The sequence below is a fragment of the Sinorhizobium sp. CB7 genome (genome assembly GCF_041357635.1).
Taxonomy (GTDB): domain Bacteria; phylum Pseudomonadota; class Alphaproteobacteria; order Rhizobiales; family Rhizobiaceae; genus Rhizobium.
Map to the genome: position 1 here is coordinate 44,453 of NZ_JAULLL010000011.1, position 15,074 is coordinate 59,526.

The 15,074-nt window shown below is 62.8% G+C and carries 14 protein-coding genes; 6 read left to right on the forward strand and 8 right to left on the reverse strand.

Annotated features, from left to right (window positions below; all coding sequences use genetic code 11):
- Nucleotides 1–28: 28 nt before the first annotated feature.
- Genes AAE029_RS21000 through AAE029_RS21020 form a run of 5 tightly spaced genes read left to right on the forward strand, consistent with a single transcriptional unit; the run spans nt 29 to nt 6,637 of the window.
- Nucleotides 29–1,651 carry an ABC transporter substrate-binding protein gene (locus AAE029_RS21000; RefSeq protein WP_371074835.1) on the forward strand — a complete coding sequence of 541 codons (1,623 nt, stop codon included), beginning with the start codon at nt 29–31 and terminating at the stop codon, nt 1,649–1,651.
- A 53-nt stretch (nt 1,652–1,704) separates the two neighbouring features.
- Nucleotides 1,705–2,721, forward strand: coding sequence for an ABC transporter permease (locus tag AAE029_RS21005; protein WP_371074836.1), 1,017 nt, complete (start codon nt 1,705–1,707; stop codon nt 2,719–2,721).
- Nucleotides 2,718–3,590 carry an ABC transporter permease gene (locus AAE029_RS21010; RefSeq protein WP_371074837.1) on the forward strand — a complete coding sequence of 291 codons (873 nt, stop codon included), beginning with the start codon at nt 2,718–2,720 and terminating at the stop codon, nt 3,588–3,590. The genes AAE029_RS21005 and AAE029_RS21010 overlap by 4 nt, the downstream gene beginning before the upstream one ends.
- Nucleotides 3,587–5,251, forward strand: a complete 1,665-nt coding sequence (locus AAE029_RS21015) for a dipeptide ABC transporter ATP-binding protein (RefSeq protein WP_371074838.1) — start codon at nt 3,587–3,589, stop codon at nt 5,249–5,251. Before AAE029_RS21010 ends, AAE029_RS21015 begins: the two co-directional genes overlap by 4 nt.
- A gap of 60 nt (nt 5,252–5,311) precedes the next feature.
- Complete coding sequence (locus AAE029_RS21020) at nt 5,312–6,637, forward strand: NtaA/DmoA family FMN-dependent monooxygenase (protein ID WP_371074839.1); 1,326 nt, start codon at nt 5,312–5,314, stop codon at nt 6,635–6,637.
- Nucleotides 6,638–6,801: 164 nt separating this feature from the next.
- On the opposite strand, the gene AAE029_RS21025 is transcribed toward AAE029_RS21020, so the two are convergent.
- Genes AAE029_RS21025 through AAE029_RS21035 form a run of 3 tightly spaced genes read right to left on the reverse strand, consistent with a single transcriptional unit; the run spans nt 6,802 to nt 8,357 of the window.
- Nucleotides 6,802–7,005 carry a hypothetical protein gene (locus AAE029_RS21025; protein WP_371074840.1) on the reverse strand — a complete coding sequence of 68 codons (204 nt, stop codon included), beginning with the start codon at nt 7,003–7,005 and terminating at the stop codon, nt 6,802–6,804.
- Between the two features lie 13 nt (nt 7,006–7,018).
- Complete coding sequence (locus AAE029_RS21030) at nt 7,019–7,216, reverse strand: hypothetical protein (RefSeq protein ID WP_371074841.1); 198 nt, start codon at nt 7,214–7,216, stop codon at nt 7,019–7,021.
- A gap of 46 nt (nt 7,217–7,262) precedes the next feature.
- On the reverse strand, nt 7,263–8,357 hold the full coding sequence (locus AAE029_RS21035; protein WP_371074842.1) for a rhodanese-like domain-containing protein: 1,095 nt from the start codon (nt 8,355–8,357) through the stop codon (nt 7,263–7,265).
- 223 nt (nt 8,358–8,580) lie between these two features.
- Here AAE029_RS21035 and AAE029_RS21040 point away from each other — a divergent pair, with 223 nt between their 5' ends.
- Complete coding sequence (locus AAE029_RS21040) at nt 8,581–9,831, forward strand: acyl-CoA dehydrogenase family protein (RefSeq protein ID WP_371074843.1); 1,251 nt, start codon at nt 8,581–8,583, stop codon at nt 9,829–9,831.
- Between the two features lie 40 nt (nt 9,832–9,871).
- Here the strand turns inward: AAE029_RS21040 and AAE029_RS21045 are convergent, their stop codons facing one another.
- From AAE029_RS21045 to AAE029_RS21065, 5 genes are all read right to left on the reverse strand, one after another.
- Nucleotides 9,872–11,179, reverse strand: coding sequence for an NtaA/DmoA family FMN-dependent monooxygenase (locus AAE029_RS21045; protein ID WP_371074844.1), 1,308 nt, complete (start codon nt 11,177–11,179; stop codon nt 9,872–9,874).
- A gap of 64 nt (nt 11,180–11,243) precedes the next feature.
- Nucleotides 11,244–11,894 carry an NAD(P)-dependent oxidoreductase gene (locus AAE029_RS21050; protein ID WP_371074845.1) on the reverse strand — a complete coding sequence of 217 codons (651 nt, stop codon included), beginning with the start codon at nt 11,892–11,894 and terminating at the stop codon, nt 11,244–11,246.
- 18 nt (nt 11,895–11,912) lie between these two features.
- Complete coding sequence (locus AAE029_RS21055) at nt 11,913–13,166, reverse strand: FAD-dependent oxidoreductase (protein WP_371074846.1); 1,254 nt, start codon at nt 13,164–13,166, stop codon at nt 11,913–11,915.
- Between the two features lie 4 nt (nt 13,167–13,170).
- Nucleotides 13,171–14,040, reverse strand: a complete 870-nt coding sequence (locus AAE029_RS21060) for an NAD(P)H-binding protein (protein ID WP_371074847.1) — start codon at nt 14,038–14,040, stop codon at nt 13,171–13,173.
- The gene (locus AAE029_RS21065; protein ID WP_371074848.1) at nt 14,037–15,071 is read right to left on the reverse strand and encodes an ABC transporter substrate-binding protein; all 1,035 of its coding nucleotides are present in this window, start codon (nt 15,069–15,071) and stop codon (nt 14,037–14,039) included. Before AAE029_RS21065 ends, AAE029_RS21060 begins: the two co-directional genes overlap by 4 nt.
- Nucleotides 15,072–15,074: the final 3 nt, after the last annotated feature.

Consider the following 15,074-nt stretch of genomic DNA (forward strand, 5'->3'; position numbering starts at 1 on the left):
CGAACCCTATCAACAATGGAGAATGTGAATGCTGAACCGCAGACAGGTGATTGCTCTGGGCATGGGGATCCTCGCCGCATCGGCCCTTCCGGGTCTTTCGCTGGCAGACGATGGCAAGCCAGTAAGCGGCGGGAAGCTGACCTGGGGCGTCGAGACGGAGCCGGCGACGCTCAATCCGCAGCTCAACGGCCAGGACAAGACCAAGCTTCTGCTGCGCAACGCCTATGAATCGCTTCTGGCTCGCACGTCGGACGGCGGTTACACGCCGTGGCTTGCGGCTGGTTACACGATCTCCGAGGACGGAAAGACCTATACGTTCAAGCTGCGCGACGGCATTACCTTCTCCGACGGCCAGAAATTCGACGCCAACGCGGTCGTTGCGAATTTCACCCGCCTGAAGGACGCGGCCTATTCGGGCAGTGTCAGTGCCGGCCCCGTTTCGCGGATCGCGGAGCTGAAGGCGGTTGATGCGTCGACCGTCTCCTTCACCCTGAAGGATGTCTATGCGCCGTTCCTCGATTATGTCGCGAGCCTTGAAATCCTGTCGCCAGCGGCCTTCGCCTCGGCGCAACTGAAGTCTGGTGGCCCGGAGATCGCCGGAACCGGCCCCTTCATCCTGAAGCGCTATGTGAAAGGCCAGGAGATCCAGTTCGTCAGGAACGACGCCTATGACTGGGCGCCGAAGACCGCCGCGCATCAGGGCAAAGCCTATCTGGAAGAGGTCGTCTATCGTTTCCTGCCGGAATCCTCGGTTCGCGTCGGGGCGCTGACATCGGGACAGGTCGACGTCATCGAGGGGATATCCGGGAATGATGCCGCGCTGTTCAAGGAAAATGCCGATTTCACCTACCAGACGGCGCTCAACACAGGCACGCCCTATTCGCTCTTCCTGAACGTCACATGGGGCCCGACGCAGGACGTGAAGGTGCGCAAGGCATTGGTCGCGGCGATCGACGTCGATGCGGTCCTGAAGGCCGTCTATCGCGGGGAGAGGACACGCGCCTGGGGCATTACCTCGCCCATCGATCCGCAATTCTACGACAAGAGCATCGAAGGAGCCTATGGTGCCGACCCGAAGGTCGCGAACGCGCTTCTGGACGAAGCCGGTTGGACGGCGCGGGACGCGGAGGGTTTCCGCACCAAGGACGGCAAGCGGCTGACGATCGAGGTGATCCAGGCACAGGCCACGGTGCGAGACCAGCGAGACGTGCTGCTGCAGGCGCTGCAGGCGCAGGCTCGGCAGGTGGCCGGTATTGATCTCGCGATCAAGTTCGTCGATGCCGGCACCTACACGGACCGCCGCAAGACCGGCCAGTTTGGCTCGATTGCCAATTCCAACACGCCGACCGATGCGATCGACATCGAATATCACTATCTGCCCATCGATAAGGGTGGCACGATCAACTACAGCCGGGCTGCCGCGCCGGAATTGTCGCAATGGCTGAACGAGGCCGCCGCGACGCTCGACGCCAAGAAGCGTTTCGAGCTCTACGCCAAGCTGCAGCGTTTTGCGATCGTCGACCAGGCCTATGCTCTGCCGCTCTACGAGCCGGAGGACCAGGTTGCGGCCGCGACCTATGTGAAGGGCATCTCGTTTCGTCCCTTCAAGCAACTGCCGGAAGGCGCCTACGATATCTGGCGCACCGAATAATCCGTCCGAATGGAGATAACGCGCGGGGTTTGCCGCGGGAAGGAGTGGATGACATGGCCGCCGACAACACGAGTGTTTTCGAACAGGCACCTGCCGTTCGCCTCAGCCGCCACCGGCTCTGGCGGCGTGGCGGGCTCACGTCCCAGATCCTGGTGCGGATCGGCTCCGGCCTGCTGGTGCTTTGGGCCGCGGTGACGTTGAGCTTCATCGCCGTCCAACTCGCACCGGGCGACATCGTCAGCTTGTTGATCGGCGAGCAGCTCCGGACGCCGGAGGTGGAAGCGGCAATCCGTGCCGAATGGGGTCTCGACCAACCGCTGATCACTCAATACCTCAGCTATCTGGAGCGGGTGCTGCACGGCGACTTCGGCCGCTCCTACATCCTGCAGACGGATATATCCGGCCTCGTCGCCACGCAGATGCTGCCGACGCTGAAACTCACAGCCGCGGCCCTTGTCGTCGCCATCCTGTTTGCGGTGGCAAGCGCGATCCTCACTGCGGGCAGGTGGTTGCCGCGCGCCATCGCCAGCGGGTTGGAGCTGACGCTGATTTCCACCCCTTCCTTCTGGCTCGGCATCCTGTTGCTCTTCGTCTTTTCCTTCACGCTGAAGCTGTTTCCGGTGTCCGGCGATCGGAACATCTCCGCGCTCGTCCTGCCTGCCTTTGCCCTTGGCCTCCCGCTCGGCGCGGTCCTGGGCCAGGTTCTGCGCGAAGGGTTGGAGCGGGCACTTGAAGAGCCGTTCGCCCTGACCGTGCGCAGCTGGGGTGCGAGCAGCTTCGTACTGAAGCTGCGTCACGGCCTCAGGCATGCGGCTCTGCCGGCCGTAACGCTTGCGGGATGGCTGGTCGGAAACCTCCTTTCCGGTGCGGTCATCACCGAGGCTGTCTTTGGGCGGCCGGGGCTCGGGCGCATCACTGTCGATGCCGTGCTTTCCCACGACCTTCCGATTGTGCTGGCGGTCGCCATCCTATCGGCGCTCATCTACGTGGCGATGAGCACGCTGGTCGACGTTCTCTACCTCATCCTCGATCCGCGACTGCGCAACGACAGCCAGGGGAGGGCGGCATGACCCTTCTTGGCGCGATCGACCAAAGCGAGAGGAAGGGGTCCCACCAGGGCATCCGACCCTTCAAGCTCAGTCCCGGCACCTTTTTGTCTGCACTTTTCCTTGCGTTGGTGGCGGTTGCGACGATCTGGCCGCAGGCGCTGACTTCGGCCGATCCCATCGTCGCCGATCCTCTGCAGGCGCAATTGCCGCCTTCGCTGACCCATCTGCTCGGCACCGATCATCTCGGGCGGGACGTGTTGTCGCGGGTGATTTATGGTGCGCGGTATTCGATCCTGATCGGGATCAGCGCAGTCGCCATCTCCGCGTTCGTCGGCTCGCTTTTCGGCCTGTCCTGCGGGCTGGCACGCGGCATCATCGACGAGGTGATCTCGCGTTTCCTCGACGTGATCTCGTCCTTTCCGGATCTGCTCCTTGCCCTGGTGCTGATTTCGTTCACCGGCCCCGGCACCGTCAATCTCGTCTTTGCCCTCGGCGTCGCGTCCATCCCCCGCTTCGCCCGGGTGGTCCGGGCGCAGACATTCGTCATCGCCAAAAGCGGCTATGTGGAACAGGCAAGAACCTTCGGCCTAAGCCGGATCGTGCTGGTCGTCCGGCACATACTCCCGCATGCGATCGCGCAGGTGCCGATCCTCGCGACGATCGGGCTCGGATCGACGATCATTCAGGCCGCGGGCTTGAGCTTTCTCGGCATGGGACCACAGCCGCCGGCGCCGGAATGGGGCGCGATGCTTGCGGAGGCGCGCAATTATCTGCGCGTTGCCTGGTGGATCGGCGTCTGGCCCGGCCTTGCCATCACTCTCACCGTCATCGCCATCACATACCTCGGCAAGCGCTGGCAGCTCGCCTTTGAAGGCAGGAGGTCGGTATGAGCCCGCTGATCGAAATCCGCAGTCTGTCGATCGCCTTCCCGCGCGACGAGGACGAGAATGTCGTCGTGCGCGGCATCGATCTTGCAATCCGCGAAGGTGAGACCGTCGCTCTAGTCGGGGAATCCGGCTCCGGGAAATCGGTGACCGCGCGATCATTGATTGGGCTCGCCGGTGCGGGGGCAAAAGTCCGGGCCGACCAGTTCGATATCGCGGGTGAAAGCGTGCTGGGCCATCGCGAGAAAGACTGGCGGCGGCTGCGCGGCGAAAGGATTGGCTTTGTTCTTCAGGACGCGCTTGTCTCGCTCGATCCGCTGCGGCGGATCGAGCAGCAGCTTTCAGATGCTTTCGGAAGACGGAGATTGTTTGCCGGTAAGAGCGCAGGCAGCGAAAGTCAGCACCTGTTGAAATCGGTCGGCATTCCAGATCCGGAGCGTCGACTGCGGCAATATCCGCATCAGCTGTCCGGTGGCCTGCGCCAGCGTGCGCTGATCGCCACCGCGATAGCTCGTGGCCCGTCGCTGCTGATTGCCGACGAACCCACCACGGCGCTCGACGCTACCGTCCAGAAGCAGATCCTCGACCTGCTTGCCGAGCGTCGCAAGGCCGGGCACACGTTACTGCTCATTAGCCATGACCTCGCCGTGGTGTCCCGGTTGGCCGACCGGGTGCTGGTGATGAATGACGGCCGGATCGTCGAAGAGGGGCCGACCGATAAACTTTTGCGGCAGCCCGAACATCCCTATACGCGGCAGCTTCTGGACGCAGTGCCATCGGTCGCCTCCAAAGGCTTCCGCCTCTCCGCACCTGCCGAGCCCGTTCGCCCCGAAACATCGACTATCATCGAAGCTGATATCTCTGTGCGTCATCGAATTCCGCTGCCGCAAAAGCGGATCGACCACGATACCCATGTTCTGACGGCCCACGGTCTGGTCAAGCGTTATGGCGGCAACGGCGGTTCGACCGTCGTCAACGACGTCTCCTTCTCGCTCGCTGCCGGTGAGGCGCTCGGCATCGTCGGCGAGTCCGGATCGGGCAAGACCACGGTCGCCAAGATCGTGCTTGGCCTGCTGGAGCCGGACGAGGGAACAGTGCTGATCGGCGGGCGGCAATGGAGCAACGTGCCGGAAACCGCACGGCGTCCGCAGCGTGCCAGCATGCAGCTGATCGCGCAGGATGCTTTCAGCTCCTTCGATCCTCGCTACACGATCGAAAAGATCGTCGGCGAAAGCCTCGATTCCGTCGGCGTCTACGGGGCCGAGCGCAGGCAGCGCGTGCTCGATGTTCTCGATGCAGTACGGCTCGGACCTGCTTTTCTCAAACGCTTCCCGCGCGAACTATCCGGCGGCCAGAGGCAGCGAGTGGCAATTGCCAGGGCGTTTGCTCCGCGGCCGAAGCTCTTGGTGGCGGATGAACCGGTCAGTGCTCTCGACGTCTCGGTTCAGGCGCAGGTCCTCGATCTTCTCGCGGAGTTGCAGGCGGCCTCCGGCACGTCGCTCCTGTTCATCTCCCACGATCTCGGCATCGTGCATCACCTGACCGACCGTGTCCTGGTGATGAAGGACGGTCGCGTCGTCGAAACCGGCGAGGTAGGGCAGGTATTTTCCTCACCTCGTCACACCTACACCCAGGCGCTGCTCGAAGCGGTCCCGGCTCTGGCCTGACGCTGACGATCGGCAAATCGGAAAACAATATATCAGTTCATTCCATCGGAGGATTTCATCATGGGTTCCAACCGTCCCCGGCGTCTGAAGACCCTTACCGGCGCAGGCAGTGTGATCTCGGCCTCGAACGATCCGACACCGACGACCGGTATCGCCCGGGCTGTCCAGCTCGCACGCAAGGCAGAGGCCGAAAAGATCACCGGCCTTTTCACGGCCGATGTGCTGCATATCGATCCTGCCGGTCTCGTCGGAACGGCCGGCATTCAGGAACCTATCGTCGTCCTGTCGGCGCTCAGCCAGGTGACGTTGCAGATCGGCCTGATCGCCACCGTTTCCACGACCTTCCACCACCCATACAATCTGGCGAGACAAATCGGCACGCTCGACCACGCAAGCAGTGGACGCGCCGGTTGGAACGCGGTGACGTCGTCCATCGGCGAGGAGAATTTCGGCGAGCAACTGCCAAGCCCCGAAGAGCGGTACGAGCGCGCGGCCGAATTCATCGAGGTCATCAACGCGCTCTACGATTCCAACGAGCGGGATGCTGTGCAGCGCCGGCCATCAGGCGCCATTGCCATCGATCACCATAAATTTCATCGTGTCGACTACCGGGGCAAACATTTCGACGTTCAGGGCCCTCTGAACGTGGCTCCATTGCCGCAGGGACGCCCGGTGCAGTTCCAGGCTGGCCAGTCCGAGGCGGGCGTCACGGTCGGCGCGCGTTACGCGGAGGTCGTCTATACCTCACAGCCGAAGCTTGGGGATGCGGTCGCTTTCGCGACCGAGCTTCGCCGGCGGGCGACGGCTTTCGGTCGCGCGGAAGGCCTGCCTTTCATCATGAATTCGTTCCATTCGGTGATCGGCGAGAGTGATGCGGACGTTGCCCGACGGCTGAAAGAAAAGCACGAACGCATCGATTATGAACAAGGCCGTCTGAAGCTCTCGGACATGCTCGGCGGCGAGCTCGACCTGTCGGAACTGCCGCTCGACGAGCCGCTGCCTGAAACGCTTCTACCCGAAGTCACCAGCATCAATCGCCGGCGCGGTCGCGTCGAAGTCTTCCGCCGCTATGCGCAGCAGGGCCTGACGCTTCGCGAATTGATCATTCAGGCGCAAGAAACCGGCCACTGGTCGGTGGCCGGCACGCCGGAACAATTGGCCGACGCTATCGAGGAGCGCTACCGCCACGGCATTCTCGACGTGCTTTCGCTGCACGGTTTCGGCAATCCCGAACAAGAGGACCTCCTGGTCAACGGACTGCTGCCGGAACTCCGGCGCCGTTCGATCATCGACACGGATTATATTGGTGGCGACTTCCGGTCGAATCTTGAACTGCCTCCTTATGTCTTGCCGAAGGATAGTTTTTGGGCCCGGAAATCGGCTTAAGGCCGACGCAATCGCCAGCCGATGATGGGCACGTCTGAGCTGATCTCGTTTGCAAGCGTGGGTTGACCGGCGATGGCGGCCTGTACTCAGAGCCAGCCGGTTCCGAGTTCCTCAAGAGAATAGGCTCCGGACGCGGGGGGCCTTGTGCCGCCGTCGCCGCGAAGTCAGGCGGTGTTGCGGCGGGTAGGGCGATGCCAGAGCGACAGAAGCTCATCTGAAACTTCGCCAAGCTTTGTTCTCAGCTCCGTTTCACTCCCATCGTCGATCTGATCATCCACCAGCAACGCCCGATATTCGTGGATAAGAAGCATGGTTTCGAGGTCTTTGCGGCGTTCCGACAGCCGAAAGAAGCGGTGCAGCCTGCCCATCAATCTCTCCCGGCTAAGCAACCCGCCTGGAAAGGGGCGGGTGCTCGGACATCATGCGGTGGATGGCGTGCAACACTTCGGAGGGCGAAGCAAAAAGCTGTCCGTCTAAATCGTGGACATGAAACTTGACCGCGATGAATTTGAGATGATCCTTGTCGGGGACGACGATGCCCACCGGCATGCCGGCATATTCGATAACCTGTTTCATCACCACACCTCGTTTCTGCGCTATCGTCGCGATATTGGGCGGGCTTCGGTCAGGCCACTTCACTGAGCCTGCTGCCCTCAAAATCGATGAGCAGGATGGCGATCTCGTACCCGCGCCGTTGCAGCCAATGGGCCACGGTGCGGGCGCGGACGCCGAGCAGGTCGTCGACGAGGACGACGCGTGCGCCGCGCACGGCGATCGTGCGATAAGCTACGCCGAGCAACTGCCCGCCTTCGGACGACAAGGTGCCGTCGAGGTGTCCGCGTTCGAACTCCTCGGGCGTCCTTACATCCAGCAGATAGGTTGTGCGGTCGGGATCAGCCGCCCATGTTCTGGCCGTCGCAACGTCGATTTCGGGGAAATGATCGCCGCTGCTCAGCGCCTGAATATGGCGGTGGGCGAAAGCGAGCGCGCTCTTGCTGGCTTCGTCATAGATCCGCGTCTTGCCGGTTTCGAGATCGAGACCAGCCGCCGTCCAGCCCTTGGTGCCTTCGTGAAGATAGGAAACCGGATTGGGAACCTTCGCGTCAATCAGCGTCTGCGCGCCGAGAATGGCGCGCGGCAGGCCGGCGCAGGAGACGACCACCCGGGTCTTTTCGGATGAAACGACGTCCTTGAAACGCAGCACCAGTTCCGCTCCCGGCACGCTTACGGCTCCGGGCACATGCTCGCGCGCGAATTCGGGAACGGTGCGGGTATCGATGACGACGACGTCTTCGCCGGCATCGCGCAGCTGCTTCAGTTCATCGGCCGAAATGGCCGGCGTATTCCTTTCCTTCTGGACGGCGAGCGTAAAGTCGACGCCCGGTATGTCGAATGTCGGCAGCGGCGCGCCATTGCCTTCCGCCGTCCAGGCCGGAATTCCGCCTTCGAGGGCAAAGACGCTCGGCCAGCCAGCTGCGCCAAGCTCGCCGGCTACACGGGAGGCAGCGCCGTCGCCGGCATCGGCAAGCACGGTGCGAACGGCCTTGCGTGGCACGAAAAGACCGATTTCCCCTACCACCCGTTCCGCGGAGAGATTGGTCGCAAAAAGCGGAGAGGCGTAGCCGACGACACTGGGATCGCGGATGTCGAGCACCGCCAGTTCTTCTCCATCCGCGAGCCAATTGCGAAACGTATCGTGGGAAATGGTTCTCTGGCTCATGGTTCGGCTCCTTGCTGTCGATTTTGAAATCTACCGGAGCCTGCGTCGAGTGGCGAAGGCGCAGCATGCGGAAATGAGCCGGAAACGAAAAATCGATTTTATAATCTACTAAATTTGTAGATTATTGCTACTTACCTTCAGCCGATCTCTCTCATAGGTTCTCGATGCGGGCCAATATCAAATGCCGGTCGATTTTCCCGGACAATCTCCAAAGGATATCTTCATGACAAGGATTGATGAAGGCTGGGGCCGCGGGCCGTCGGCGCGATATGAGGAAATTGCGGGGCGGTTTCGCCCGCTTTTCAAGCAGATCGGCGAGAATGCAATCGAGCGCGATCAGGAGAGGCGCCTGCCCTTCGAGGAGGTTCGATGGCTTCGGGAGGCGGGCTTCGGCGCCTTGCGTGTTCCGGCTCATCACGGAGGAAGCGAAGTCACCCTGCCGGAATTGTTCGCGCTGCTGATCGAGCTGTCGGCGGCCGATCCCAATATTACCAATATATTCCGGAGCCATCAGGGATTTACCGAGGACCTTCTCAATGCCCCGAAGGACAAATGGCGGGACGATTGGCTTGTTCGTCTCGGCAGGGGCGAAATGATCGGCAGTGGATTTTCAGAGCTGACCGGCAATGTCGGCGACTACTCCACGACCATCGTGCGCGAGGCGAACGAATATCGCCTCAACGGCGCCAAATTCTATACGACGGGCTCGCTCTATGCCGATTGGATCAATCTCGGCGCAGTCGACGCATCGGGCGCGCCCATCGCGGCTCTGGTGCCAACGTCTGCACCGGGTGTCGAAATTTTCGACGATTGGGATGGTTTCGGCCAAGCGATGAGCGGCAGCGGCACGGCAAGGTTCGACAACGTCAAGTTGGAGCCCTTTCACATCAAGCCAAATGCCGCGCGGTTTCCTTACACGCAGGCGTTCTTTCAGCTCGTCCATCTCGCAAGCCTTGCCGGCATCGGACGAGCCGCGGCGACGGAGCTTGCCCGTCACGTCGGTGCGCGGGCGCGGATATATCCGCGCGGAAACGGCAAGACGAGTGCGGAAGATCCGCAGGTGCTGGAGGTGGTCGGCCGCGTCAAGGGACCGGCCTATGCCGCGGGCGCGATCGTGCTGAACGTCGCCGAAGCGCTCCAGCGATCGTACGAAGCCAATATATCAGGGGTCACGCCTGATGAAACGGACGCTCATCTGATTGCTGATATCGAAACCAGCCAGTCCGTGACGGTGATCTCCAAGCTGATCCTCGAGGCGACGACGGTGCTGTTTGATGCTCTCGGGGCCTCCGCCGCCAAACGCGCAACCGCCCTCGACCGTCACTGGCGCAATGCCCGCACCATCACCTCCCACAATCCCCGCATCTACCATGACCGCGTTGTCGGCGAATTTGCGGTATCCGGCCGGAAGCCGGCCCCCGTGGGCAATCGCAAGATCATCACGCCTTTCGACCGGAGCAGCGAGGTCGCCTGAACCCAGCGCTCCGACCCTCATGCCGGCGATGTCGAGACCTTCAGGCGGGGTAGGGCAAGCCGTAACGGTCGCGAACCGTCTTTCCCTCATATGCGGTGCGATAGACGCCGCGATCCTGGAGGATCGGCACCACCTTCTCAATGAATTCCTCGATGTCGTCAGGCGCGCGCGGCGGCTGCAGCGTGTAGCCGTCGACCGTGCCATCCGCCCAGAGGTCGATAATGCCGTCGGCCACCTCCTCCGGTGTTCCGAGCAGCAGCCGGTGATGCCCTTCCGAGCGGCGGACCGCCTGGCGGGCCGTGAGTTTCTCGTGGGTGAGCAGGTCCGCGAGACCGAGCCCCATGCCGACCGCCAGCAGGCGGTTCTGATCGGGAATGAAGTGTTCCGCCTCCAGCACTGCGTCCGGATCGAAGCCATCCGGATCGATCCCATTGTCCCTGACGAAGCGGGCGATCAGCCCGTCTTCGGAGCCGGCGCCGCTGAAGAGTTCGTGTTTGCGTAGCGCTTCCTCGCGGCTTTCGCCAAGGATGACCACCAGCCCCGGCACGATGCGGATGCCGGAAGGATCGCGTCCGAGCGCGGCGGCGCGGTCCTTGACCTTCCTGCCGAAGGCCTGCCCGGCCGGCTGCGACAAGATGTTGCAATAGATGATCTCGCCGTGACGCGCGGCAAGATCGATGCCGCCGTCGGATGCGCCCGCCTGCGCCAGCACCGGATGTCCCTGCGGGCCGCGCGGAACGTTGAGCGGTCCCTTGACGTTGAAATAGTCGCCGGCGTGATCGATCGCATGCGCGCTTGCCGCATCCCAGAACAGGTTTTCGGGAATCTCGTTTTCGCGCGAGGGATCCCAGCTCGACCAGAGTTTCTTGGCGACGTCGAGGAATTCGGAGGCCTTGGCATAACGCTCGTTACGGGGCGGCAGGGGTGCTGATCCAAAATTGGCGGCGACGTTCGGGTTGAAGGACGAAACGATGTTGATGATCATCCGCCCCCCGGAAATAATATCGGCCGATTGGGTGCGCCGCGCCAGGTTGAAAGGCGAATTGTAGGTCGAGGACATCGTTGCCACGAAGCCGATATCGGGCACTTGCGCTGCGAGCGCCGAGCAGAGGATCAGCGGGTCGATCGTGTGGAAGGGCCGACTGTTCGGATCGGTCATCAATGCCGGATGGTCGGAAAAGAACACCGCGTCGAACAGGCCTTTATGCGCAAGCTCGGTCAGCCGGCGATAATAGTCGGGGTCGTTGATGTCGTGGCGGGTGCCGGTCCTGTATTTCCACGCATTGGGAAGATAGCCGGTCGTGTTGATGCCGACATTGAGGTTGAGTGTTCGGGCTGGACTGGTCATGCGTCTGTATGTCCTTGTTCGACGAGGGCGTTCTCACCGCCGCCTCCGGCGGAAGTTGCGGCCTTCAATAAGCCGCGGTGAAACGGCGACGGATAAACTGCGCCCTTTCGAGTTCATCGAGGATGGCGATGGCGAAATCGGCCTCGGTGATGCGGCTTTCACCGGCCTCGTCGCGCAGCAGCCTGTCTTCGCCGAGCCGGAATTTTCCGGTGCGCTCGCCGGCCTTGATGGCGAGCGGCGGCGAGGCGTAAGTCCAGTCGAGATCGTGCTCGCCGCGTTTCAGGCTGCGCAGGATCTCGCGATTGCGCAGCGTATGGGCCTTGTGTTCGGCAGGATAGAAATCGCTGTCGACGACATCCACACCTGGGCTCGCTTCCAGGCTGCCCACGCCGCCGACGATGATGATGCGCCGAACCCCCGACCTTTTGACGCCGGCAAACAGGGCGTCGTGCGCCTTGCGGATCAGCTCGGCCGCCTCTTCCGCCGAGTGACGGCGCAGACCGGGGCTATAGGCGCTGATCACCGCATCATGCCCGGAGACGATCCTGGTCACATCGTCCTCGTTGGCGATATCGGCCTTGAGCGCCGTTACGCCCGCCGCGGGCGCCAGATCGGAGGAGTGGGTGACGGCGGTGACGCGATGGTCGCGCAACAGCGCTTCCTGTAAAATATTGCTGCCGATATTTCCGGAGGCTCCGAAGAGGACAATGGACATGATCGTGTCTTTCAAGGGTTATTGCGAAGCAATGAGGGCTTTCAGCGGCCGGCCGGCGCCGACATTGCGCTGCATGGCCGAAAGCGAGGAGCGCACGGCTTCATAGCCGTGTTCGCGCATGGCGTTCTCATAATCGTGGACGGCGGCGAGCAGCGGCTTGCCGTGGCGACGCGCAGCAACGATCTGGGGAACGAGAAGCCCGGTATCGTAGAGCGCCGTATTGCCGCCGAGCGCGCGAAAATAGGTCATGGCATGAATGGCGTCGCCGAGCAGCGTCACCGGGCCGCTCTGCCAGACTGCTCCCGGCGTCGAGGTCCGGACCTTCAGCAAGGCGACCGTCGAGGGATCGGTATGACGGACAAGTTTCAGGATGCGCTCGTCCCAATCACCGATCCGGGCGAGCAGCGCCCGAAGCAACGCGGCTCCGTCGAGCGTTTCCAGGACGTCGTCCGGCCCCAGCTCATCCGTGTCGTAGGCAGTGTTCCACCAGGTGTAGCTCGTCGTGTTGTTGAAATGAAAACCGGGGATGTCGCGGTGCGTCAGGTCCTCCGCGCCGATCAGGCCATGCCGGGCGTAGGCTGCCGGATCGACCCGGTGGCTGGTGATCATCAGGCTGCGGCCGGTGGTGGAACGGATATTGATGTTGAAGTCGGTCAGTAGCGGAGAGATGCCGTGCCGTGCCGCATCGCCGAGCGTTATCTTGCCCGCCAGCCGGCGCACACCGGTGTCGACGCTTTTCAGTTCCGGCAGAAGCTGGCGGCGGACCGCTGATCCGGCGCCGTCGGCGCCGACCAGCAGGTTGGCGCGGATAGCCGAACCATCGGCGAAATGGGCAAGAACCGTATCGTCCGGGAGGATTTCGTAGCGCTGAAAATGCTTGCCGGTCTGAAAGATCCCCTCCAGCCCGGAGAGCAGGATCTGCCTCAGCGTAATGCGGCTCACGGATTTCTCGATATGCGTGTCTTCCGGCTCGCCGCTTCCCCAGCCGGCATTCTCCAGCCGGTTGAATCGCTCGTCGAGGATGAGGTTTTCCGTCGGAGCGATGCCGAGCGTATCGAGGAAGGCCTGGAAGAGATGCGGCGGCAGATTGGCTTCGAGCGCGGCGATGCCGCGCTGGCGGATGCGCATGCGGAAGCCTTGGACGTAATCGGCGCGCACCGGGTCGCGTTCGAAGACGACGGCATCGATGCCGTTCTTCTTCAGCCCCTGGGCGAGCGCCAGGCCGCCCGGGCCTGCGCCGATGATGGCGATGTCGACGAAGGGAATGCTCATGGACTTACCCGGCGAGTGCCGCCTCGGCGACAAGAAATTCGGAGATGAAGGCTTCGACGCTGCGCGCGGGCCGCCCGAGAATGGTCGCGACGACATCGGTTGTCGTTGCGGCGCGGCCGGCGGCAATCAACGCCGCAAATTGCGCGACGGCGCGATGTTCGATGTCGGCGTCCAAGGGGGCGGCGACCAAAGGCCTCTCTCTCAACGCGACCGGCCGCTTCAATGCAACAGCAAGCAGGGCTGCAATCGTGCGGGCTGTCACCGCCGACGGGCCTGTGAGCTTCAGCGTTTCTCCGGCGACCTTATCGGCAAGCAACTGATCGGTCGCGACATCGGCAATGTCGCGCGCATCGATATAACCAATGCCGGCGTCCGGATTGGCCGCAAAGAGCGGATTTCCGGCGAGGACCTGTCCTATTGCATTGGCGAGCGATACCTGCATCCACGCATTGGGGCGCAGCGACACATGCTCGACGGCAAGCGTTTGAAGGTGGCGCTCGACGCCCGCATGGGCGTCGCCCGAGATGGAATTGCCTGACGGTTCGATCGTCCAGTCCGAGCCCGAGATCTTGACGATACGGCCGATACCCGCTGCCGCTGCCGCATCGGCAACCGCGATCTGGTCGGAAGCGAGCGTCCGGCTGATCGGCGACAGCAGCAGAAGACTGACGGCACCGCGCACCGCCGCTGCGACGGAGACGCGATCGGCATAATCCCCGGCGGCGATCTCGATCTCCGGGCCGAAGAGCTTGCGCGCCGCGTCCGGCCGGCGCGTGAAGACGCGGACTGGTTGGCGAAGCGCGACCAGCCGCTCGACGACAAGTCGCCCCAGCCTGCCGGTGGCGCCGGTGACGAGGGTCGGAGATCGACTCATGCGGCGGCCTTCCGGGCGGCGGCGTCAAGCGGTCCTCGCTCGATCCAGGAGAAAACGTCGAACTCGCTCGGGATGAACCCCCATTCCAAGAGGAAGTCCTTGAAATGATCGAAGGCCTCGACCTGGTCTTCTTCGAGGGTGAGTTCGAGGTGCTTATGCACATCCGGGCCGTTCGCCGCCCAGATCGCGTCCTCGCCGACGCCGATCTCGTTGGCGATCAGCCGCACCGCGTCGTCGGGATGGGCTCGGGCCCAGTCCGCGACGCGTCCGACCGTTGCGACGAGCTCGGTGACGAGCTCGAAATAGTCGTCGAGGAAGCGTGCGTCCACCGTCAGCGGCCGCGGCGTGCCGTTGTTGATGCGAATCTTCGGGTCCGGATGAAAGCCGAATTCCGAGACGACGACCGCACCGATCTGGTTGGCGAGCACGATGCCTTCGCCGCCCTTGACGAAAAAGGCATCGATCTGCCCGCGTGCCAGCGCCAGAAGCTCGTCGCCATAGGGATAGCGCCGCTTCAGGCCGAGAAAGGCGGCGTTGCCCCGCTCGATCAGGCTGGCCTCGGTGCTGTCGAGATAGACGAGCTCGACGTCGTCATGGCTCAATCCTTCGAGAGAAAGGGCCGAGACGATGCCCTTCAGCGCGGTGGCGCGCTGGAAGTCGACGATTTTCTCATGCGGCTTACGCGGCACGCCGATCCGGCGGCCCTTCAGATCAGAACCCTTGCCGATGCCGGAAGAGGGAAGGGCAATGATCGCCTGGAATTCGTCCGTGGTTGTGATGCCCACCACGCGGGTTTCCCGGCCGCCGGAGCGCGCCCAGATCGGCGGAATATTGCCGCCCTGGCGGAAGGAATAATCGAGAGCATGGGTGAAATGGCTCTGGCGCACAGCCGGATCCTTGCTGTCGCGAATGGAGCGGACCGCAACCCCGTAGGCTTGGAACTGTCGGTCGATCCAACCGAGCTGGTGGGCGATCGACAGCGGCGTCGGCGCCGGGCAGCGCGTGTACCAGACGGAATCGAGGGAGGACATCGC

Coding starts and splice junctions, on each gene's coding strand:
- AAE029_RS21055 (WP_371074846.1), bottom strand. CDS start 13,166: ATGAGCATTCCCTTCGTCGACATCGCCATCATCGGCGCAGGCCCGGGC.
- AAE029_RS21050 (WP_371074845.1), bottom strand. CDS start 11,894: ATGTCCATTGTCCTCTTCGGAGCCTCCGGAAATATCGGCAGCAATATT.
- AAE029_RS21045 (WP_371074844.1), bottom strand. CDS start 11,179: ATGACCAGTCCAGCCCGAACACTCAACCTCAATGTCGGCATCAACACG.
- AAE029_RS21065 (WP_371074848.1), bottom strand. CDS start 15,071: ATGTCCTCCCTCGATTCCGTCTGGTACACGCGCTGCCCGGCGCCGACG.
- AAE029_RS21005 (WP_371074836.1), top strand. CDS start 1,705: ATGGCCGCCGACAACACGAGTGTTTTCGAACAGGCACCTGCCGTTCGC.
- AAE029_RS21025 (WP_371074840.1), bottom strand. CDS start 7,005: ATGGGCAGGCTGCACCGCTTCTTTCGGCTGTCGGAACGCCGCAAAGAC.
- AAE029_RS21010 (WP_371074837.1), top strand. CDS start 2,718: ATGACCCTTCTTGGCGCGATCGACCAAAGCGAGAGGAAGGGGTCCCAC.
- AAE029_RS21040 (WP_371074843.1), top strand. CDS start 8,581: ATGACAAGGATTGATGAAGGCTGGGGCCGCGGGCCGTCGGCGCGATAT.
- AAE029_RS21015 (WP_371074838.1), top strand. CDS start 3,587: ATGAGCCCGCTGATCGAAATCCGCAGTCTGTCGATCGCCTTCCCGCGC.
- AAE029_RS21000 (WP_371074835.1), top strand. CDS start 29: ATGCTGAACCGCAGACAGGTGATTGCTCTGGGCATGGGGATCCTCGCC.
- AAE029_RS21020 (WP_371074839.1), top strand. CDS start 5,312: ATGGGTTCCAACCGTCCCCGGCGTCTGAAGACCCTTACCGGCGCAGGC.
- AAE029_RS21035 (WP_371074842.1), bottom strand. CDS start 8,357: ATGAGCCAGAGAACCATTTCCCACGATACGTTTCGCAATTGGCTCGCG.
- AAE029_RS21060 (WP_371074847.1), bottom strand. CDS start 14,040: ATGAGTCGATCTCCGACCCTCGTCACCGGCGCCACCGGCAGGCTGGGG.